The sequence below is a fragment of the Arthrobacter sp. StoSoilA2 genome, from assembly GCF_019977195.1.
Lineage (GTDB): Bacteria > Actinomycetota > Actinomycetes > Actinomycetales > Micrococcaceae > Arthrobacter.
In genome coordinates this window covers 2,089,605-2,110,304 of record NZ_AP024643.1, presented here as the reverse complement: position 1 = coordinate 2,110,304, position 20,700 = coordinate 2,089,605, and the positions used below count along the sequence as shown (strand labels likewise).

At 61.0% G+C, this 20,700-nt stretch carries 15 protein-coding genes; 9 read left to right on the top strand and 6 right to left on the bottom strand.

Annotated features, from left to right (window positions below; all coding sequences use genetic code 11):
- The first annotated feature begins 19 nt into the window (after positions 1-19).
- From LDN82_RS09655 to LDN82_RS09635, 5 genes are all read left to right on the top strand, one after another.
- A complete protein-coding gene (locus LDN82_RS09655; protein WP_224167180.1) occupies positions 20-847 on the top strand; it encodes a 3-ketoacyl-ACP reductase in 828 nt (275 codons plus the stop codon).
- A gap of 29 nt (positions 848-876) precedes the next feature.
- Positions 877-1,551, top strand: coding sequence for a VOC family protein (locus LDN82_RS09650; protein WP_224167179.1), 675 nt, complete (start codon positions 877-879; stop codon positions 1,549-1,551).
- The gene (locus LDN82_RS09645; RefSeq protein WP_224167178.1) at positions 1,548-3,089 is read left to right on the top strand and encodes an AMP-binding protein; all 1,542 of its coding nucleotides are present in this window, start codon (positions 1,548-1,550) and stop codon (positions 3,087-3,089) included. Before LDN82_RS09650 ends, LDN82_RS09645 begins: the two co-directional genes overlap by 4 nt.
- A 4-nt stretch (positions 3,090-3,093) precedes the next feature.
- Complete coding sequence (locus LDN82_RS09640) at positions 3,094-4,734, top strand: helix-turn-helix domain-containing protein (protein WP_224167177.1); 1,641 nt, start codon at positions 3,094-3,096, stop codon at positions 4,732-4,734.
- A 976-nt stretch (positions 4,735-5,710) separates the two neighbouring features.
- Positions 5,711-7,174, top strand: coding sequence for an aldehyde dehydrogenase family protein (locus LDN82_RS09635; protein ID WP_224167176.1), 1,464 nt, complete (start codon positions 5,711-5,713; stop codon positions 7,172-7,174).
- Positions 7,175-8,760: 1,586 nt separating this feature from the next.
- On the opposite strand, the gene LDN82_RS09630 is transcribed toward LDN82_RS09635, so the two are convergent.
- Positions 8,761-10,833 (bottom strand): 3-hydroxyacyl-CoA dehydrogenase NAD-binding domain-containing protein, encoded by a 2,073-nt coding sequence (locus LDN82_RS09630; RefSeq protein ID WP_224167175.1) that lies wholly within the window; start codon positions 10,831-10,833, stop codon positions 8,761-8,763.
- Between the two features lie 322 nt (positions 10,834-11,155).
- Positions 11,156-11,476: a hypothetical protein gene (locus tag LDN82_RS09625; protein WP_224167174.1), complete on the bottom strand. Its 321-nt coding sequence runs from the start codon at positions 11,474-11,476 to the stop codon at positions 11,156-11,158.
- Between the two features lie 331 nt (positions 11,477-11,807).
- Between LDN82_RS09625 and LDN82_RS09620 the strand changes: the two genes are divergently transcribed.
- From LDN82_RS09620 to LDN82_RS09605, 4 genes are all read left to right on the top strand, one after another.
- Complete coding sequence (locus tag LDN82_RS09620; RefSeq protein WP_224167173.1) at positions 11,808-13,517, top strand: acetolactate synthase catalytic subunit; 1,710 nt, start codon at positions 11,808-11,810, stop codon at positions 13,515-13,517.
- A 77-nt stretch (positions 13,518-13,594) separates the two neighbouring features.
- Entirely contained in the window at positions 13,595-15,082 is a 1,488-nt protein-coding gene (locus tag LDN82_RS09615) for an NAD-dependent succinate-semialdehyde dehydrogenase (RefSeq protein WP_224167172.1), read from the top strand.
- A 110-nt stretch (positions 15,083-15,192) separates the two neighbouring features.
- Positions 15,193-15,600, top strand: a complete 408-nt coding sequence (locus LDN82_RS09610) for a RidA family protein (protein ID WP_224167171.1) — start codon at positions 15,193-15,195, stop codon at positions 15,598-15,600.
- A 456-nt stretch (positions 15,601-16,056) separates the two neighbouring features.
- Positions 16,057-18,210: a glycogen debranching N-terminal domain-containing protein gene (locus LDN82_RS09605; RefSeq protein WP_224167170.1), complete on the top strand. Its 2,154-nt coding sequence runs from the start codon at positions 16,057-16,059 to the stop codon at positions 18,208-18,210.
- 131 nt (positions 18,211-18,341) lie between these two features.
- Here the strand turns inward: LDN82_RS09605 and LDN82_RS09600 are convergent, their stop codons facing one another.
- From LDN82_RS09600 to LDN82_RS09585, 4 genes are all read right to left on the bottom strand, one after another.
- On the bottom strand, positions 18,342-18,737 hold the full coding sequence (locus LDN82_RS09600) for a hypothetical protein (RefSeq protein ID WP_224167169.1): 396 nt from the start codon (positions 18,735-18,737) through the stop codon (positions 18,342-18,344).
- 57 nt (positions 18,738-18,794) lie between these two features.
- The gene (locus tag LDN82_RS09595) at positions 18,795-19,076 is read right to left on the bottom strand and encodes a hypothetical protein (protein WP_224167168.1); all 282 of its coding nucleotides are present in this window, start codon (positions 19,074-19,076) and stop codon (positions 18,795-18,797) included.
- Between the two features lie 82 nt (positions 19,077-19,158).
- On the bottom strand, positions 19,159-19,599 hold the full coding sequence (locus LDN82_RS09590; protein WP_224167167.1) for a hypothetical protein: 441 nt from the start codon (positions 19,597-19,599) through the stop codon (positions 19,159-19,161).
- Positions 19,600-19,774: 175 nt separating this feature from the next.
- Positions 19,775-20,260, bottom strand: coding sequence for a hypothetical protein (locus tag LDN82_RS09585; RefSeq protein WP_224167166.1), 486 nt, complete (start codon positions 20,258-20,260; stop codon positions 19,775-19,777).
- Positions 20,261-20,700 lie beyond the last annotated feature (440 nt).

The window sequence follows — 20,700 nt, the reverse complement described above, 5'->3', positions numbered from 1 at the left end:
AAAGGAACGGACCTCCGTGATGTCTGAACAGGATGCGCGCCAACATCCTGAAAACCACAAGCGACACTCTCAGGATCGCCCCGTTGCGGTCGTGACCGGAGGACGACAGGGCCTGGGACTCGCAGCCGCCCAGGCATTGGCCGTCGAAGGTTTTGACCTGGTGATCATCGACCTGCAGCCTGACGATGATGGCGTGACGGACCTCCGGCATCGGCTGAGTAAAGCCGGAGCGGCGACCGCCTATGTGCAGGCAGATATTTCCGACATCGACTCGTTCAAGGAACTGGTCGACGTGATCTGGCAAGCGTTCGGCCGAGTCGACTGCCTCGTGGACAAAGCCGGTATCGCCGCGCGACCCCTCACCGATGTTCTCGACCTGACTGCCGAGGCCTTCGACCGCGTGATGCAAATTAATCTGCGCGGGACCTTTTTCCTAACCCAGGCAATCGCTAACCGGATGATCTCCGTGCCGGACGCCGGCAACTATCGCTCCATCATTGTAGTTACGTCCATCTCGGCAGAACTTGCCTCCCTCGAGCGCGCGCAATATTGCATTTCGAAGGCTGCGTTGTCGATGATGTCGAAGCTCTTCGCGGTGCGCCTTGCCAGCGAGAACATCTTCGTACACGAAGTCCGGCCCGGGTTCATAGAGACAGCAATGACAGCCTCTGCGGGCGCACCGGCTCTTGACCAGTGGATCACATCAGGCCGGGTTCCGGTGCCTCGCTGGGGCCAGCCCAGCGACGTGGGCCAGGCTATCGCCACGCTCGCATCCGGGCGGTTGCCTTATCTCACCGGCCAGCCGATATGGGTTTCAGGCGGCTTGAACATTCCCCTGTCCCCGTAGTTGCAGCGATCATCAAAGAAGGAAGAAACATGTCTAGTCAGCTGCCCCCCATTCCGAACGTCCCGCCCGATGAGCGCGGGCGCGAACTCATTCAACTGTGCTTCGTCGTGAAAGATTTAGCCGAGGCGATGACCTTCTTCTCCTCAACCTTTGGCGCTGGACCGTGGTTCCTGGGGCCCGAACCTTCTGATCAGCCGGAGCATTTTGTGTATAGGGGCAAACCGACGCCTCTCGGTGCGCGCATCGCCCTGGGCTATGCAGGAGAAATGATGTACGAACTCGTCTGCCCTCAGCCCGGTTCCCGGTCGATCTTTGCAGAATGGGCCGCCGAGCGTGGGTATGGACTGCACCACTTTGGATTCGCGGCACGCGACTTTGATGCCACAGTCCAAGCGCTCCACAAAGCAGGACGGGAAGTGCTGTTCAGCGGAGAAACTCCCCGCGGCGCCCGAATACTCATGGTGGGCGGCACGGAGCCGCTCGGTGCGCTCGAGGAGTTCATCGAAATCACTCCGGCCGGCGAGTTCTTCTATTCCTTCATGAAAAGCCAGGCCGCTTCCTGGAACCACTCAGAACTTGTATACACCGGCCCCCTTCCATTGCAGGGGAACGAATCGGCCACAGCCCATACAGTACACACCAACAAAGGAGTTGTGATGGACCTCGAACCGCTCTTCAACACTACCGAGAGCCGTGCCCGATGAACGGCCTCGCGGACCTTCTTCCGGCGCTCGCTCTCCGGTTTCCGGACAAGCTCGCGCTAGTCACTAAGACCAGGGAGCTCTCTTTCCGGGAACTCGATACAGCATCGACCAATCTGGCGGCCGCCCTGCGTGATGGCGGAGTTGCCGCGGGAGACCGGGTAATGCTGTTCTCGGAGAATCGCTGGGAATGGGTGGTGTCCTACCACGCAATCCTCAAAGCGGGGGCTGTTGTCAACCCGGTCAGCGTGATGCTGACGCGCTCGGAGGTGGCATTCATCATGAGGGACGCCGGCGTCAGTGCGCTGGTAGCCTCGGGAGACCGTCTTCTGTCGCTCGGCGATCTGCCGGACTCAATCCCGTCTCTGGGACTGGTGCTGTCCTTCGACGGCGAAAACGACAACGCGGCAAGTTTTCACGAACTAATCGAACAACCTGCAAAGCATTTCGAACAGGCTACGGTCGACCCTGAGAGCCTTGCCTGCATTGCTTATACCTCCGGCACCACCGGCCATCCCAAGGGCGCCATGCAGTCTCAGCGTTCCCTCTTGCTGAACTGTTCATACACGGCTTCGATGCACGTACGCTCAAGCGCCGACACAGTCGTCACTGCTCTGCCCTGCCCGCATGTCTATGGCAATGTCGCCATCAATGCGACCTTGCTGGCCGGCGGTACCGTCGTGCTCATGGAACGCTTCGATGCTGCCGAGGCGCTACGGCTCATCGGCACGTGGAACGCCACCATGTTTGAGGGTGTTCCGACGGTGTACGCGATGTTCCTGACTACACCCGAGCTCCCTGCAGCCGACCTCAGTTCACTGACCCGCTGCACGGTCGGAGGACAGACCATATCCACCGCGGTGATCGATACCTGGGAAGCATTGAGCGGCGCTCCTCTGATCGAGTTGTGGGGGATGACGGAAATCGCAGGACTAGGTACCACACACGCACTTTACGCACCCAATGAGCGAGGCTCGATCGGGGTAGCGCTGCCCGGCACGGAGCTAAGGGTTGCGAACCTGGAGGATCCAAGTGTGACGGTGCCGGACGGGCAGGCGGGCGAACTGATGATCAGGGGACCTCTTCTCATGCAGGGATACTTCAACAATCCCAAAGCCACCGCCGAGGCGATCGACGCCGACGGCTGGCTGCATACAGGGGACGTTGCCACCCGCAACGCGGTCGGTCACTTCTTCGTGATCGACCGGCTGAAGGATATGATCCTCACCGGCGGCTACAACGTCTACCCTGCCGAGATCGAGCGCGTCATGATCGAACACGACTCCGTGGGTCTGGTCGCGGTCGGCAGCGTACCCGATGCGATCAAGGGCGAAGTAGCACACGCCTACATCGTTCTCGCCCCAGGTCACAGGGGTGATGCCCAGCAACTTCTTGACTTCGCAAGGGGACGACTCGCAGCGTACAAAGTGCCGCGGGCAATTCATTTCGTTGATACGCTACCAACGACATCAAGCGGCAAGCTTACGCGCCGCAATCTCCGTGAGCTCCGGCCAAACGAATCCTCGCCGGCCGGCGCTTGATGCTGTGCAGTGGGATGACAAGCATGAGGTCCTCCGGGACCCTATTGCACAGTCCTGGCGGCGAGCCTCACAAAACGGACTGAATCCGGGCTCGGTCATTAACGAAGGACCGCAAACGCCGATCGACCCGCACAGCAGGCTGGTCCGCGCCGCCCGCCCGGTGCTCGACGCGGTAACCGATCAGCTCCTAGGAGAGCGATTCAGCATCCTTTTGGCGAACCGGGATTCGGTGATAGTCGATCGACGGCTCGGGCAATCTCAACTCGGGGCCAGGCTGGACACGATCTTTGCTGTGCCAGGGTTCAGGTATGACGAAGACCGGACTGGAACGAACTCCCTTGCCACCGTGTTCGAGATCGGTCAGGGCATCGCCGTTGATGGACGTGAACACTTCCTTGAGATTTTGAAGGATTTGAGCTGTTACGGGCACCCGATCATCCATCCCGTCACCAAGCGCCTTGAAGGTGTGCTGGACATAACCTGCTTTGCAAGCGATTCAACCTCCCTAATGATGCCCTTGCTTGCACGCGCGGCGCACGACGTCGAGCTGCGGCTGCTTGCTGGCAGCCCGACCTCGCAGCAGCGAATCCTTGCAGCCTTCCAGGCCAGGTCGGCGCGGGTGCGAGCCCCCCTCATCGCTCTGGGCAACGGACTTACCCTCGCTAACGATGCCGCGACCCAGCTCTTTACCCCCGAGCTCCAGCGGACAGTACGCGAGCTGCATGCTGAACACGGAGCCTCAATCGAGACGGAGCTGCGACTGGAAAGTGGCGAGCAACGGGAACTGAAAGTCCACTGCACTGTGGTGCCCGGTACGGATGGCGCACTGCTGGTCGAAGTAAGAGACGGGGACCGGACGCGGCCTGCCATACCTCGGCGGGGCGCTCCTGGATTGGTCATGGAAAAGACCGTGGAACGCCTTCGCGCCCTCCAATCGCCGGTTCTGATCCGAGGCGAGCAAGGCTCCGGACGGAGCCATCTGGCGAAGCGTCTGGCCGGTGACCGGCCGACGCGCATTCTCGACCCGAGGGAGTTGAGCGATTCCGAGACCAGCGGATTTCACAAAGGGTTCAGGTCCGTATCCGATGAACTCATAATCATCGAGGACATCGATCTATTGGACTCGTGGACGGCCAGACGGCTCGGTCGCCACCTGGACGAGGCGGAAGGCTGGTTCGTGATGACCTGCGGTCCCGATGACAATTTGGGGCGTGAGCATCTCGGCATTTCGTCAAGATGCCTCGAACGCATTGACCTGCCACCGCTGCGTCATCGTCGAGACGAGATCGGCGTCATCGCCCGGGAGGTTGTACGCGATCTCCAGCCTCAGGCGTGGCTGAGCTCGGAGACTCTGCATGTCCTGGAACGGCACCGCTGGCCAGGCAACGTGGCCGAGCTAGTATCCGTGCTCCGGCACGCAGTCGCCCAGTGCGCAAAAGGAGCCATCGGGGTGCAGGCCCTACCTCAGAGATATCGGACCGCCCCCAGCCGAAGACGGTTCACCCCCATGGAACAGGCCGAAATCGATACGATTATGCGCGCTCTTGCCGATTGTCTCGGCAACAAGGTGCACGCGGCTGCCGCACTGGGCATTGGCCGTACCACGCTGTACCGCAGGATGAATGCCCTCGGTATCCAAGGCTAGCGCCAGTGCATCAAGCCGAAGGCAAGCTATGACAGCGGCCTGAAAAACAGTGGCCCAACTCATTCAGCTGAGGTGAAGCTGAGGCTATCCAGGCTGCGGCGGGTTATGGGGCGTCGAAGCCGAAGCTGTCTGAATTTCAGGATGGCGTTGTTTTGCTTTCATCGAATCCTGGCGCGTGAATTGGTCCGCACCGATCTGCGTAGCATTCGCCGTAGGTGAGCATATGCGAAACCGCAGTGAGGATGGACGTGTTCGAGGGCGGCGATTGCTTCATCGGACCCTGCCGGGCGGAAATGCGCCGCTACTTGGCTCCCAGATGCTGCCCCTGCCCTGGGACGCGGAGAGGCCACGGCGCCCGGGGATTCCTTTGGGGTTGAGTGCAGGATGCGCAAGCTCCGATCCCACCACGGGACAGGCCCCGGACCAGGACACGAGCCGGCCCCGGGTTTCGAACACAGCCATGTCGGCGCCGGTTTCAGACGTCATCACCTGGGCGACTTTGAGGGATTCTTCGGGGATAGCCGGCCAGCACTTCCTTCTCGACACGAAAGGGCGTTCACCGTTCCTCCATTCGCACTGGTGAGAGTCGCGCGGACGGCCGTGTGGGCGTCGATCTGGTCAGGTGCAGGCGGGCCGTGAACGCTTGGTGGCCCCTCAGCCGGCCGGCAGAGGGTCTGTGAGTGGCGGCATCGTGGCGCGGCGTTCCTTGGCGAAGCCGGCCAGGGCTTCCGGGTTGCGTTTCCTGCCGATGGCTAAGACTGAACGCGAGGAGGGAACAAACTGTCTCACAATTTCGCTCGGCGGCTTTGAGCCGCTAGCCCCGTCGATGAGCCAATCTCAGCGGTCGCGACATCCGGATCAACAGTTCGCCGTTGCGGTTGTTCCGATCTGAAACAGTTGGCCTTTTGACGGCGAACTACTGTGAAGAGACCCACGCTGTGGGTTTCATCGAACATGACAACCAATGGAGGTTGATATGAACTCTGTCGTCTCAGAGTTGAGCCCGGGCCTGCTGGACAGTAGCTACGCAATGACAATCAACGGTAAGTCGGCGGTGTCGCAACTGACCCTGCCCGTCTACAACCCGGCAAAACGCGAAGCGTTTGCGGAGGTCCCCGTGGCAACACGAGCCCAGCTCGACGAGGCCATCAGTGCCGGACGTGCGGCATTCCCGGCGTGGTCGAATTCACCGGTCGAGGTACGCCAGGCTGCTGTTACGGCACTGGCTGACCGTCTTGAGGAGCGCGCTGAAGAGTTCATGGCGCTCCTGACGCGCGAGCAGGGGAAGCCGCGTGCCGGCGCCGAGTGGGAAGTCGGAGGGTCGATCCATTGGCTGCGGGAAATCGCCAAGCAGCGACTTCCCGAAGAGGTCATCGAGGACACTAAGCTTCGCCGCGTCGTCACCCGGTACACACCGCTCGGTGTTGTCGGCGCGATCACGCCCTGGAACTTCCCCATCCTGCTGGCCATCTGGAAGATCGCGCCCGCACTGATGGCCGGCAACACTATCGTAGTCAAGCCGTCGCCGTTTACTCCCCTGACAACTCTGCGGCTGGGTGAACTTGCTCAGGGCATTTTGCCGGACGGCGTGCTCAACGTCGTGTCCGGCGACGACGACTTGGGTCGCTGGATGACCTCGCACCCGGGACTCGACAAGATCTCGTTTACCGGCAGCACAGAAACGGGTCGTCACGTCATGCGTTCTGCCGCGGACAACATCAAGCGGATCACGCTGGAGCTTGGCGGAAACGACCCTGCGATCGTTCTGCCGGACGTCGACCCCGAGACGGTGGCGCCGCAGTTGTTCTGGGCCGCATTCCAGAACAACGCACAGTTCTGCCAGGCCACCAAGCGGCTGTTCATCCATGAGGATGTCTACGACTCCGTCCGGGATGCGCTGGTTGCCTACGCCCGTACCGTCAAAGTGGGTGACGGGGCCGAGGAAGATACCCAGATCGGCCCGATCCAGAACCTGCAGCAGTACGAAAAGGTCAAGGAGTTCTTCGAGGATTCACGCGTACAAGGTCACACCTTCGCACTCGGGGGACAGATTGATGAGAACGCCTCAGGCTGGATCGTTCCCGTGACCTTGGTCGACAACCCGCCGGAATCCTCGAAGCTGGTGGTCGAGGAGCCATTCGGCCCGATCCTGCCGCTGTTGAAATGGAAAGACGAGGCGGACGTGATCGCCCGGGCCAACGACACGATCTGGGGCCTCGGCGCGACCGTCTGGAGCAAAGACCTTGAGGCCGCCCAACGTATCGGCAGCCAGATCGAGGCGGGCACTGTCTGGATCAACGAGGTGCATCAGTACTCGCCGGACCAGGCCTTTGGAGGCCACAAGCAGTCCGGTATCGGCTGCGAGAACTCCCTGCACGGACTGATGGAATACACAAACTGGCAGACCATCACCCTCAATAAGGTTCCCAACGCCGTCTGATAAGAATTGGGGCGTCCCGCCGTTGGAGCTCAAGGCCCTGCGGCGGGACGCAACATTCTTTTGCTGGGTGCGCTTTGCAAAAAATGTTCCAACCCGCCCACTTGTGCTGAAGTTGCCAGTCGAGAGCATGACCTGCCCACTTTCCCTCGTTGACAAGTCCATTCCCTCGCACAGTTCCAGAGAACCGAAGCGTGACCGTCGGCCACTTCGCGGTAGGTGCGGCCGCCCCGTGCCGCTCAACCGCCGTCGCTCATGCCACGGTCGGATGCACAAACCTGAAGCGACCATCTGCCCGGAACATTGCAATATCGCGTGCCGGGATTCCGACTGGAGCGCAGGCTTGGCAAGTCCCAAAGCCTCTATGCAGTCAGGAGAGTCCAGGCGGCGGGTGATCCATCCCATGCCGGAGGGTAGAGTGACGTTCCGCCGAAGGATACGTAGCTGTGTTGCCGCCGGCATTTGTTCGGCCCGCGAAGACCACCTCCGGGATGAATGTTCGTGGGAAAACATGGCGCCGCATCGCCCCAGTTTGGGCTGTAAGGAATGATGATCAGGCATGGACTACAGATGGCGGACCGCAAGCCTGGAATCATCGGGGTAAAGCCCAGCCTTGGACTTCCTGTTATCGACAGCATTCATTCAGTGAGTTTCCGAATGATCGGATGAACGCATCAGTCCCGAGTTCTCGAATCCGTCCACGACGGTCTCCTCACAAACGCAGCGTGTTCACCCCCAGCTTTCTTCTCTCAAAATCCTCCGGTAGAGGTCTTGATCCTCGTATACGAGAAGTTTCTTGGGTGCCGGCCGTGTTGACAGTCGGTTCCGAGGTTCCGGAACCTTTCAACGCTGTTGTAGTTGGCGAGGGCGCCACATATTGTCGCCCCGTTACATTATCTTGAGCTTCGCCAGGTCCGCTTCCAAATACTCGCCGCCAACGTTGAGGAAGGAAAACTCGATGCCGTCAGGAGCGGCGGCCCGGAACTGCTCCCCGGCAGGGTCGACTCTTAGATAAGGGCCTCATCGAAACCCTGCGCCCTCTCAATAGCCCTGTTTTGGCTGCGGAAGCGGCCACGCCAATAGCCCGTAGAGGTCCTTTCTTGGCGAGCGATATGCCCCCAGCAGTACCAGCGTGGACTCGAGTACCGTGACGCCTTTGATACCGGTAAATCCGCTGGAGGCCGGCAGAGGCCGCGTTTGTCATCCCCAAGATACCCAGATACAGCTATAGTCAGCAGCCGGTATCGCAGGCACTATTGCGAGGGCAGAGCCATCGCAATGGGCAACATGCGAGCCATAGTCATGGCACACCAAGTCACCCCGTTACCCAGTGGTCGGAAGATGCCACCCAGGTTCGAATGGGTCGATCACACATTTGACACCATTCATCTGACCGCACATACAGGGGTTTACGGATAGAACTCGCGAGCAGAACCTCCTCCGTGCCCAGGATTGGAAGCATCTTCGCAAAATGCGGAACTCCTTGCCGGCCCATCCTTCGGAGGACGTGCAAGCTGGATTTTGCGCTGGTGTCGATATGTGTGCCGGGGATTGCCTTGCCGGTTCTGGCGGCTCCCCGCTGCATGGCGTCACCCCTGTTTTTGATACTCTTCCAAGTCAGCTCGTGGTGGTAATGGCACTCGAAGGCCAGAGTGGAAGGCGGTATTGCAGCTCCGGTCCAGCATGGGCGTGAGACCGCCCGTGTGGAAGGGATAGTTTCCCCCGAGGATCATGCACAGGTCGATTTGTTCCGGGCCTGCAACCACTCCCTCACGGAGCATATGCTCAACCTCTTCAGCCAGTCCCCCTAGAATTTGGCCGCGGACCAGCTCAGGATCAGCGTGACGCGCCGGGGGGAGAAGGGCGGCTGCGTCCGGCGATATTCCTCCGTTCTCATCCAGGAAGCCCGGAAGGCCCGCCTTGACGACGGCGGTGAGTGTCCCCATATGAGGGAATCGGTCCGGATACACCGACCTCAAGCGTTCGCATATATGTAGCTGGACGGTTGGTCCGATGAACTGGAGTAGCTGCAAGGGTGTCATGGGCAGGCCAAGGGGGTCCAGTGCATGATCTATGACGGCAGGGTCCATGCCGGTGTCGATGCGGGTGAGGACTTCGCATAGGAGGCGTGTCAGGACACGGTTGACCACGAAGCCGGCAGAGTCAGTGGTTAGTACGGGGATCTTACTGAGTCGTTTCGCCAGTTCAAACGCGGTGGACAGCGCTGAGTCTCTGGTCTGCGGCGTTGTGACGATTTCAACAAGTGGCAGGACGGCGACAGGGTTGAAGAAATGGAAGCCTACGAGTCGCTCGGGATGGGCGAGCCTGGAGCCGATCTGTTCGACCGAGAGTGCGGACGTGTTCGTCAGGAGCAGCGTGTCGGACCGAACGATCGACTCGAGTTCGCCGAACACCGCACGCTTCAGTGCCAGTTCTTCGAACACGGCCTCTATGACGACATCGCACCCGCTGAAATCCGCTTTGTTCGTTGTCCCCGTGATCAAACTGCGGGTAGTCTCGGCCAGTTTGGGGTCCAATCGTCCGGACTGAACTTTTCTGTTCAGTTCGGATCCGATGGATTCAAGTGCCCTGTCCACCCGTTCCTGTGAAATGTCCGTCATCAGGACAGGGACGCCGAGCTGTTGAGCGAAGACCGACGCCAATTGACTGGCCATCAGCCCGGCGCCAATGACACCGACGGATTGGACCGGCAGGGGCGGGTCCTCCGGGCGTCCCGCGGGCCTCTTGCCCAGCGATTGTGTTAGCTGCAGGGCATATATGCTTGCTCGTGCTTCATCCGAAATTAGGAGTTCGCCGAAAGTCTTCGCAGTCGTCTCTCGCATGTCGGTGTACCGGGCCCCCGTACCGTCGACGCTGTCGGGGCGCTGTGCCTGAAGCAGATCCAAGGCCCGGTAGGGTGCTGGCGCAGATCCTTGGAGTCTGGTGTGGAGCTTCTCCCGGACTCCGTTCAGAGAGTCCCAACCATCGTTGTTGCGCTGTTCGCGGACTGGAGCGATGTCTCCTGCGAGTACAGACGCGGCAAAATTCAAGGACGAGGCCAGGAAGTCGTGGGCAGGAAGTATCGCGTCCACCAGTCCAAGCTTGTGCGCTGAGCTGGCCGAAAGGTTCTTTCCGGCGAATGAGTCAGAAATTACAATCTGTGCTGCGGCTTGCGGGCCGAGAAGTTCCAGGGTCCGGGCGAGGCCTCCCCACCCGGGAATAAGCCCTAGACGCACCTCGGGGAGCCCGATGGGGCCGGCCGTGGCGGACGCTGTGCGGTAGTCCGCATGGAGGGCGAGTTCCAGTCCACCGCCGAGTGCGAGTCCGTTGAGGAATGCAAACGTCGGGATGGGCAGTGCCGCGATTTCGGCGAAAGCTTCCGTACCCTGCCGGGCAAGGTCCGCGCCCTGCTCAGCGGTAGTTGCTTCTGTCATCTTCTTGAGGTCCGCGCCAGCGCAGAAGGCCGGCCCTGCACCGATGATGGCGAGTGCGTCGATGGTTTGGGTGTGGACCGCTCGAACGGCGCCGGTGAGTTTGGCCAGTGAAGCGGGTCCCAATGTGGGTGGCCGCCGTCCTCCCCCATCGAGAGCCAGTATGGCGAACCTGAATCGCGCATGCTCAGTGTAAGTGGTTCGTACTTCCGTCATTTGCTCGTTAGTCATTGGAGTCTCCGCGGTCTGGCTGGGAATTATTCCCGGCAGTTGGTGCGCTATCAGGAGGTTGGAGTCCGGTACCAGCTGGCCCAACCCGCGGCACCTCCCCTCGTGATCAGAGAGAAGCGTCGCCTGACAAGGATGGCTGCGAACAAATCGCTTCGAATCATGTCACCACCGGAACGGTACGCCACAGATTTGCCGCTCCCAACACTTCGTTCGCAGGTACCACAGTCGCTGGCTCTGGTGTCGGCAAGGGAGTCGGTGTGACGAGACGCCAGGCCGTCAGCTATGGCCGTCGTGAGGCGAGCAGGAGCCTGCGGCAGACGGCCTAACTGGCCTCTGTGCTGCCGCTCCTCGGAGGTCGGCGCAGGCAGTAACCGTCGTCCGAAAGGAGCATGACGCGACCATGCCCGCCGTTCATCCATATCCAAACTGTCGATCCGTCAGACATGAATGCGTCGACCGTACCGCCGCCGGTGAACTTGCCGTTGTGCATTATTTCGACCCGTTCTCCTTCGAACAGGGAATCCCACGCCAAGCATTGCAACTGCTGCCCGCCGCCGTGGAGGGATGCCGCATCCCGGCGATTGGTCTGCAGGTGAAAGTGAAGCCCGTTGAGGACTTGTGCCGGAGAAAGCCTGATGGTCATAAGGTACTGGGTCCTAACACGTGGGTGATCCATCTACGGAATCCTGTCAGTTGCCTGTGGGGCGGATATGCGGCTCGCTGGCAACTTGATCGCGTGTTCCACCGCCGCTTCATTCTGGCTCGTAGCGATCCCACATGAACGGCGCCTCCCTATGAGGATCACGCGGTCTCAAGCGCTTTGCCGAGCCTACAGCCGCTCCGCGGCTTGTGTCAATATATGCAAGTCGTTTCAAATACAGTAATCTACCTTCAGCAAAGCAATGTCAGTATTTGACATACAGTACATATAGTGAAATCGTCTTGAAGCACCAAGCAACGAATCTGGAGGAATTATGAGCACCACTGTCGCTGACATAATTGCCGCGGCCCTGCACCGGCACGGAGTAACGATGATTTTCGGGCAGAGCAACCCCACGGCCCTCATGCTCGCTGCCGAGAAGATCGGCATCAGACAAGTTTTCTACCGCACCGAGAACGCAGCGGGCGTGATGGCGGACGGCTACTCACGAATCTCCAATCAGATTGCTGTCGTCGCGGCCCAAAACGGTCCCGCTGCGACGCTCCTTGTGGCGCCGATGGCCGAAGCAATGAAAGCTTCAATTCCGATGCTGGTACTGGTGCAGGAAGTCCCGGCCTCGAATCGGGATCGCAATGCCTTCCAGGAGCTCGACCACTTCGCTTTGTTTGCGGGAGTCTCGAAATGGACTCGACGCATAGACGACCCGGCACGCGCCGAAGATAATGTCGACCTCGCCATCACCGTGGCTAACAGTGGGCGTCCCGGGCCGGTCGTGCTACTGCTCCCTAAAGATGTTCTCGACCTTGACGCGCAGCCCAGCCGCTTTCATCGATCGCGAAATCTGGGTGGATTTCCTCTGGACCGTCCACGACCGGAGGCTAGTGCCGTGGCCCATGCCGCGGAACTTCTTGCGAATGCGCGCTCCCCTCTGGTCATTGCCGGCGGCGGCGTCCATATATCTCAAGCCATCAACGAACTGACAGCCCTTCAAACCCGAGCTCACCTCCCCGTCGCAACGACAAACATGGGCAAGGGCGCCGTCGATGAAACAGCCCCGTTGTCGCTTGGTGTCGCCGCAAACGTGACGGGCGAACACGGGCCAGCATATTTTCACTTGCCCCTTATCTCACAGGCGGACGTGGTGCTCCTTGTCGGGACGCGGACCAACGAGAACGGCACGGATGGCTGGAGCCTCACTTCACCGGACGCAACGTATATCCATATCGATGTCGATGGTCTCGAAGTTGGCCGGAACTATGAGGCCATACGTCTTGTAGGAGACGCCCGTTCGGCGTTGGCCGATCTGACCGCAGCCTTTGACCACGTTGACCTGACCAAAAGAGAGTCGGCGTCGACAGAGCTAACAGCAACCATCGCGGACGGCCGACGGAAGCATGCCTCTGCCGTGGAGACTCTAGTAACCTCCGACAGCACACCGATCGCACCGGAGCGCCTCCTCGCCGAGCTTGACACCCTTCTGAACCCCGAAGACATCGTCGTCGCCGACGCCAGTTACGCCTCGATCTGGGTGACCAGTTACCTCACGGCAAAACGAGCAGGCCAGCGTTTCCTCGTTCCCCGGGGCCTCGCCGGCCTCGGATGGGGCTATCCACTCGGAATCGGCGCGAAGCTGGCAAATCCCGAGGCACGGGTCGTGTCCATCGTCGGGGACGGCGGCTTCGCCCACGTCTGGTCAGAGGTGGAAACGGCCGTCCGAGAAAATATCCCGGTCGTCGTCATCATCCTGAACAACAAGGTGCTGGCTTACCAGCGCCATGCCGAGAACTACTTCTTCGGCAAAACCACGACAGCCATCGAATTCGCCCCGGTAGACCACGCCGCCATGGCCCGCACGGTCGGCGCACACGGCGTCACCGTACAGCATGCGGACGACATCGGCCCGGCCTTGAAATCTGCGCTCGAGTCAGACACAACTACGGTCATCGACGTAATCACCGACCCGGATGCATATGCGCCCGTACGCGCCTGGGATGAGAAACCAGGTCGAATCAACGCGGATTAGCGCAACAAACCGACTGCGGCGCGCGGACGACTTCGCGCTGGCTCATAACAAACTTCGCCCAAATGAGAGGCCGACAGATGTACAAAGAACGTGAGGCAGGGCTACTGGCAACGGTCCCGACAGGCCTGCTGATCAACGGCGAGTGGCGTCCCGCCGCGTCCGGGAAGACCTTCGAGATCGAGGACCCGGCCACGGGCAAGATCCTGTTGAGTATTGCTGACGCGGGTCCCGAGGACGGCGTTGCAGCCCTGGATGCCGCCGCTGCAGCGCAGGAGTCCTGGGCGAAGGTCCCGGCCCGGGAACGCGGGGAAATCCTGCGCCGGGCGTTCGACCTGGTGACGGAGCGGGCCGAGGATTTCGCTCTGCTGATGACCCTGGAGATGGGCAAGCCGCTGGCCGAGGCCCGCGGCGAGGTCACCTACGGCGCCGAGTTCCTGCGCTGGTTCTCCGAGGAAGCCGTCCGTGCCTTTGGCCGCTACTCCGTCTCCCCGGACGGTAAGTCCCGGCTGCTGGTGACGAAGAAGCCAGTGGGTCCGTGCCTGCTGATCACCCCGTGGAACTTCCCACTCGCCATGGCCACCCGCAAGATCGCCCCCGCCGTTGCAGCCGGCTGCACCATGGTGCTGAAGTCCGCCAACCTGACCCCGCTGACCTCGCAACTGTTCGCCGCCGTCATGCAGGAAGCCGGCTTACCCGCCGGTGTCCTGAACGTCATCCCCACCTCCACGGCCGGCGCCACCACCGGCCCGCTGATCAAGGACTCCCGGCTACGGAAACTCTCCTTCACCGGCTCCACCGAAGTGGGCCGCCGGCTCCTCTCGGACGCCTCCGAAACGGTGCTCCGGACCTCGATGGAGCTCGGCGGCAACGCTCCCTTCCTCGTCTTCGAGGACGCCGACATTGACGCTGCCGTCGCCGGGGCGATGCTGGCAAAGCTGAGGAACATGGGCGAGGCCTGCACCGCGGCAAACCGGTTCATCGTCCACGAGGCAGTCGCGGACGAATTCGCGGAAAAGTTCGCCGTGAAGATGGCGGATATGACCACCGGCCGCGGCACCGAGGCACACTCCAAGGTCGGTCCGCTGATCGACGCGAAGAGCCGGGACAAAGTCCACGAACTCGTCACCGACGCCGTGGCATCAGGGGCCGTTGCAGTGGCCGGTGGCGGACCGGTGGACGGTCCGGGCTACTTCTACCAGCCCACCATCCTCACCGGCGTCACCGAGAGCAGCCGGATCCTGTCCGAGGAAATCTTCGGACCCGTCGCACCGATCACCACCTTCTCCACCGAGGACGACGCCATCCGCCTGGCCAATAACACCGAATACGGGCTGGCCGCGTACGTCTTCACCAAGGACCTGAACCGCGGCATCCGGATGGGCGAACGCCTCGAGACCGGCATGCTCGGCCTGAACGCCGGAGTGATCTCCAACGCCGCGGCACCGTTCGGGGGCGTTAAGCAGTCCGGCCTGGGCCGTGAAGGCGGCCTCGAAGGCATCGAAGAATACCTCTACGCCCAATACATCGGCATCGCCGACCCCACACACACAGGAGGCAACAAATGATGTTTTCTAGGAAGAATCTACTAACAGCCACCGTGGTCGCCGCGGCACTGGCCCTCGCCGGCTGTAGCAACAGCACTCCGACAAAGGAACCCACTAACGAAGGAGCAAAAATGCCCGTAACTTTTGTAAACCCCGAAGGACTGGTTAACATCGACGTCTACCGGCAAGTGTCAGTCGCTACCGGCTCGAAGACGGTCTCGATCGCAGGCCAAGTCGCCTGGGACCGCGATGGGAACACGATTGGCAAAGGCGACCTCGCCGCTCAAGTCGAGCAGTGCTACCTCAATATCGGCACCGCCCTGTCCGGCGTCGGCGGGTCATTCGACGATGTCAGCAAAATTACTATCTACGTCGTCGACTGGACTCCGGACAAGATGGACAAATTCCTGGAAGGACGCTCCCGCGCAATAGCAAAGCTGGGCGTAGAAGCGGTTCCACCAGCCACGCTGATAGGCGTCGCGGCACTTGATGAACCTGACCACCTTGTGGAGATCGAAGCGACTGCAGTGCTCCCCTGACGGCGCTTGGAGTGCCCTGCGCATCCGGTCCTCTGTGTTTTCGCCTCGGCTCAGGCATCCAATTGTGGGGTGTTCGAGCGATGGCTGCTGGGCTCTGTCTCAGCACGATTGGCAATGCAGCTGCCCGGTTCGGCCCAGAGAGATCTGGACGCCCACATGCCGAAACGGGCGGCCGCCGTCTGCCGACGTGCAGGCCTGCAACGGAAAAAGGTTCAGACTCCTTCATTCCACCCAACGAGGGCGCCGATGCTGAAAACTTCGCTCGGACAATGGGGTGCGCCGGCCGCCAAACCCCGTCTCATCAATGACGGGCGTTGAATCAGAAGAAGCCTCCGCGAGGGTGCGGCCTCTGGCGTCCGATGTCAAGCGAGAGTAGCGTCGGCTAGAGAATTAGCGGTGACGGCAGCCGCACGGCTTCAGGCCTGGCCCGCTGTTGCCGCCTCCGAGGAGGTTGGGATGGCTGGATGGAATGCCGACACCGCGGCCGGACCGCTCGGCGCCGGGGCCGTCACTCTTGTCGAGGGGTCGTCATTCTGCATCTCTTTGCCGAACGGGGACATCCGCGCCGAACATCCGCACGGTCTGTTCGTCGGGGATACCCGCATCCTTTCAGGTTGGAGTCTCGCCATAAATGGCGAGCTACTTGAGCCGCTGGCGGCGGAGACGCAGGAACCATATAGGGCACTTTTTGCCGGTCGCGTTTCCCGCTCGGATGGATACGCCGACAGCCCCCTGATAGTGCAACGACTGCGTGAAGTGGGGGCAGGCATCCACGAGCGGATAACCGTCCGAAACTTTTCGTTGGAACCTGTCGAATGCGTGGTTTCCGTGAGGATCGAGGCAGACTTCGCCGACGTTTTTGAGGTGAAGGAGGCACGGATCCGGCGTCGCTGGGAAGAGAGCCGCCAGGCGGACCGCAGAACGCTGACCATTCAGGCTGTCTGGAACGACATCAGGAAGGGTGTTGTAATCGAGGCATCCGGGGCGGACGTTACGCCCGAAGCCCTGACATACCGTGTGTCAATCGCGCCGCGTGGCAAGTGGAGCACGGTCGTCACAGTCATGCCCGCGACTGAGGTAGCCGATGCCGCGTCATTTGTCCACGCCGACGGAGGCGGCTTGTCCCCTCGGGACCGGCGCTGGCAGGACTGGGTGGCCAAGATTCCGATTCTCCAAATGGGCAACAAATCCATCGAACGGACTTTGCGGCGCAGCTACGACGACCTGGGTGCACTTCGCATCGAGGACCCGGACCATCCGGAGCGTGTGGTGGTGGCCGCGGGGGCGCCATGGTTCATGACCCTGTTCGGAAGGGACTCACTGTGGGCCTCACTCATGGCCCTGCCAGTGGATCCGTCCCTCGCCCTCGGAACGCTGCAGACCTTGGCAGACCGGCAAGGCAAGGTCGTGGATCCGATGAGTGAGGAGGAGCCGGGGAAGATCCTGCACGAAGTAAGGCTCGATGTCTCCAGCGGACTTTCCCTGGGCGGCAAGTCCACTTACTACGGAAGCGTCGACGCCACGCCGCTCTTCGTGGCGATAATTGGATCGGTCAGCCGCTGGGGGTTCGACAAGGACACGATTACCGCGCTGCTTCCCCATGCGGACCGTGCCCTGGGGTGGATCCGGGACTACGGGGACAAGGATGGCGACGGGTTCGTCGAGTACGAACGCCTCAACCCCAAGGGCCTGATCAACCAAGGTTGGAAGGACTCCTGGGACGGCATCAACTTCGCGGACGGAACCTTGGCCGAACCGCCGATCGCGCTGTGCGAGGTGCAGGCTTACGTCTACATCGCCTATCTATCGCGGGCATGGATGGCATACGACGCCGGTGACACGGCTTTCGGGGACGAACTCACTGACCGCGCTGCGCAGCTTAAAAAACGATTCAACGAACAGTTCTGGATCCCCGAGCGCGGCTACTACGCCATCGCCCTCGACGGCAAGAAGCGCCAGGTCGACGCCTGCGCATCCAACATGGGCCACTGCCTATGGTTCGGGCTTGTGGATGAGGACAAGGCCCCACAGGTCGCTGAACGCTTGATGTCTCCCGAGATGTTCAGCGGCTGGGGCGTGCGCACTCTGGCTAGCGACATGGGCGCCTACAACCCGGCCAGCTACCACAACGGCTCAGTATGGCCGCACGACAACGCGATCATCGTCGCCGGCCTGCTGCGGTACGGCTTCGTGGCGGAGGCACAACGGATCTCCACCGCCCTCCTGGAGGCGGCCGAGTACTCCGACGGCCGCCTCCCGGAACTGTTCTGCGGCTTCGGCCGGGACGAGTTCGCCAGACCCGTTCCCTACCCCACGGCCTGTTCACCGCAGGCCTGGGCAGCGACCACACCGATCCATCTCGTAACGAGCCTGATGCAGTATGACACCCACGTGTCCCGCGGAGGGTTCTGGATGAATCCCGTACTCCCGGAATCCTACGGCGATCTACACATCACCAACGCGCCCATGGCCGGCGGCCGAATCACCATCGACATCGCAAATTCAGTCCCAACCATCCAGGGACTGCCCGAAGGATTGGTGTTCCATCAGGGCCACCGGCCGTGGATGACAGAACTCGTGGACGAAGCCAGCCAGCGTCGAAAGACTTGACGTCCCGGACCGCGCACCCCAAAAAGCCAGCCACACCCGGGAGTAGTGCCAAACCAGTGCCGGCTCATTCTTCGTCATGCCCCGAGCCCATGCTGCTCATGGTGTTGGGCGTTCACGCTTCGCCGGGAGCATCAGCCAACACGAGCCAGCGGATGCAGCTCGGAGTCCGACTCAACATTCGGCCGGGTATGCACCATCTTGAAGAATGTGTCTGACTGGGCTGCCGTCAGATACTGGAAGCTCTGTGGGGGGCGAAGGGTCGTGCCGAGTTCCGACAGGGGGACGGGTTCAGGGAATCGGCCGGCTGTCTCGACCAGGATCCCTGTTCCGTGCTCCCGCTGGTCGTAGTACTCAAAGAACCTGCTCTTTGAAATACCACCAACTGCACGGAATGTGGACCAGAGCCTCTTCGGGGACATGGTCTTCTGCCCGCGGACGGCAAACCAACCAAGAAGGGAGCCAACAGGCATCGTGGCATATATCAGAACGTGGCTGACGTCATCGGCGACGCCGCTTACGGAACTCAACAACCTTCTCGCCGGAGAGAATCGCATTGGCAAACTCCGGCCTGATAGACATCAGTGCTACCCTTCCTGGAGCGTTCTTGCCCACTGAATTCCTTCCTCTGATTTGATTTGGGCGATGGATTGCGGGGACTCTTCCATGACTCCCAGCATTTTGAGGTTTTCGCGGGACACTGGCGCCTCCAGCACTTGGTCAAGCCTGAATTTGACCGCCAGCACTTCCTTGGCGCACATCTTCTGGAGTTCCTCGGCACGGTATACAGTGCGTGCTCCGGCGAAACTCAGCACGTCGGCCAGGACGCTGGTGCGCCGCGTTACCTCAACGACGCCGACAGCCTGCACAGCCCGCCTTTCGTGCGTCCGGAGGAAGAACAGAGTGTCGCCCGGCTCCAACGCTTTAATACCCGAGTGGCAGATGTACACCTTACGGATCGCGTTTCCATAGGTCGAAATCAAAGAAAGACTGCTGTGGTTCGGACGCAGGGAAGAGCATGCTGTGGAATACCGGAATGAAAGGGACGAGGAATGCCCTGTTCACACGCCGCTTTCCAGGGCCGTAGGGCCTGTTGTACTCAAGGGGGTGCTCAGGCGGCTCTTGGTCACCGGTGGGCTCCAGGATCTTGCCGAGCACAATTTGGCCGGACGGCCCCGGTTTGGGACCCAAATCGAAGAAGCCGAATTCCCTCAGCATCGCGAGCAAGGGCTCTTTGTCCAAGGAAGCCTCGATGAAGCAGGTGTCAGCCCGCATCGACCGGATGCGGGCTATGACAGCTTCCAGCAGTGTCTCTCCCAGTTTCTTACCCTGGTTGGCTTCGGCAATCTTGAAGGTACAGATCTTCACGCTGTTCGCGGTCAATCCGGACACTTCCGGTTCCTGACGATCGAGGACCGCCAGGCCACGGATATCCCTGCCGCCCCCTATGACCAGACAGGTCCGTCTTTCGGCAACCACTTTCTTCCACCAGCTGGAAAAGTCCCCATAATCAGCTCGAAGTGAATCAAAGAACGGTTGGACCGGATCTATGGTGTGAGGCTGGACGTCATCGACCGAATAATGAACTGGCAGCTGCCCCGACAGTGCCGTCAAAACCCTGGAGCTTCCGGTCCTCAGTTATCAGCCAGGTGGCGGCGTTACGCTGCAGTGTAAGAAGCAGCGCGGCGTCCACACCATCGTTACTGTGAGCCCCCAGATCCGCCGCATAACCTGCCTCATTCAGGAACCCTTTGGTGAGTTCAACACGTCCCAACCGCGGATACTTCTCCAACTGACGGCGCCGGCGGTCCCTTAGCTGACGATCCTGAATCCGCGAGATGTCATCAAATTGATTCTCCACGATGGAGATCTTGCCGCCGGCGTCCAGAACAAGGCGATAAACATTCGACGCCGACTGGCGGTTGACGTGATCTGCATCCTCATCACCCTCGATGGCGAGAACAATATTTGTGTCCATCAGGACGCGCAGGTCCCCCATCTGCCCCGTGCGGCTTCCCATTTTCTCCCCAAGCTCTCGAATGCGGCAGACCATCCGCGTTGTCCTTGCTGCCTACGCTACCGAGCTGACCTCACACTTGCCCTTTGCCACGGCGGCGGGGCAGAAAGTGACTGTAGAAGGGCCGACGGCCAGCGGGGCCGCCTTAGTGCCGAAGACAAGACCTACCCCCAGCCGAGCGCGACGTTCGTCTTCGAGAACTGTGTGCTGCATGGCAGGCGGTCCCAAGACCACTAATGAGCATCCAGACTCCGAGGGGAACGGCCGCTGATCACTCGGTTCCAGCACGTCCGTAGACAGCGCCAGCGCGGCGACGTTTGACGGCTACCGTGCAGGCGCTGGAACTCTGCAGGGCCGCGGGCATGGTCTCGTCGAGCCGGGTCGCGCTGGACGGGACGAAGGTGCGGGCCAACGCATCCCCGCCGCAAGGTGATGAGCTATGCCCGGTTGACCGAGAAGGAGAGGATCCTCGCAGC

Coding starts and splice junctions, on each gene's coding strand:
- LDN82_RS09655 (WP_224167180.1), top strand. CDS start 20: ATGTCTGAACAGGATGCGCGCCAACATCCTGAAAACCACAAGCGACAC.
- LDN82_RS09650 (WP_224167179.1), top strand. CDS start 877: ATGTCTAGTCAGCTGCCCCCCATTCCGAACGTCCCGCCCGATGAGCGC.
- LDN82_RS09645 (WP_224167178.1), top strand. CDS start 1,548: ATGAACGGCCTCGCGGACCTTCTTCCGGCGCTCGCTCTCCGGTTTCCG.
- LDN82_RS09635 (WP_224167176.1), top strand. CDS start 5,711: ATGAACTCTGTCGTCTCAGAGTTGAGCCCGGGCCTGCTGGACAGTAGC.
- LDN82_RS09630 (WP_224167175.1), bottom strand. CDS start 10,833: ATGACTAACGAGCAAATGACGGAAGTACGAACCACTTACACTGAGCAT.
- LDN82_RS09625 (WP_224167174.1), bottom strand. CDS start 11,476: ATGACCATCAGGCTTTCTCCGGCACAAGTCCTCAACGGGCTTCACTTT.
- LDN82_RS09620 (WP_224167173.1), top strand. CDS start 11,808: ATGAGCACCACTGTCGCTGACATAATTGCCGCGGCCCTGCACCGGCAC.
- LDN82_RS09615 (WP_224167172.1), top strand. CDS start 13,595: ATGTACAAAGAACGTGAGGCAGGGCTACTGGCAACGGTCCCGACAGGC.
- LDN82_RS09610 (WP_224167171.1), top strand. CDS start 15,193: ATGCCCGTAACTTTTGTAAACCCCGAAGGACTGGTTAACATCGACGTC.
- LDN82_RS09605 (WP_224167170.1), top strand. CDS start 16,057: ATGGCTGGATGGAATGCCGACACCGCGGCCGGACCGCTCGGCGCCGGG.
- LDN82_RS09585 (WP_224167166.1), bottom strand. CDS start 20,260: ATGGTCTGCCGCATTCGAGAGCTTGGGGAGAAAATGGGAAGCCGCACG.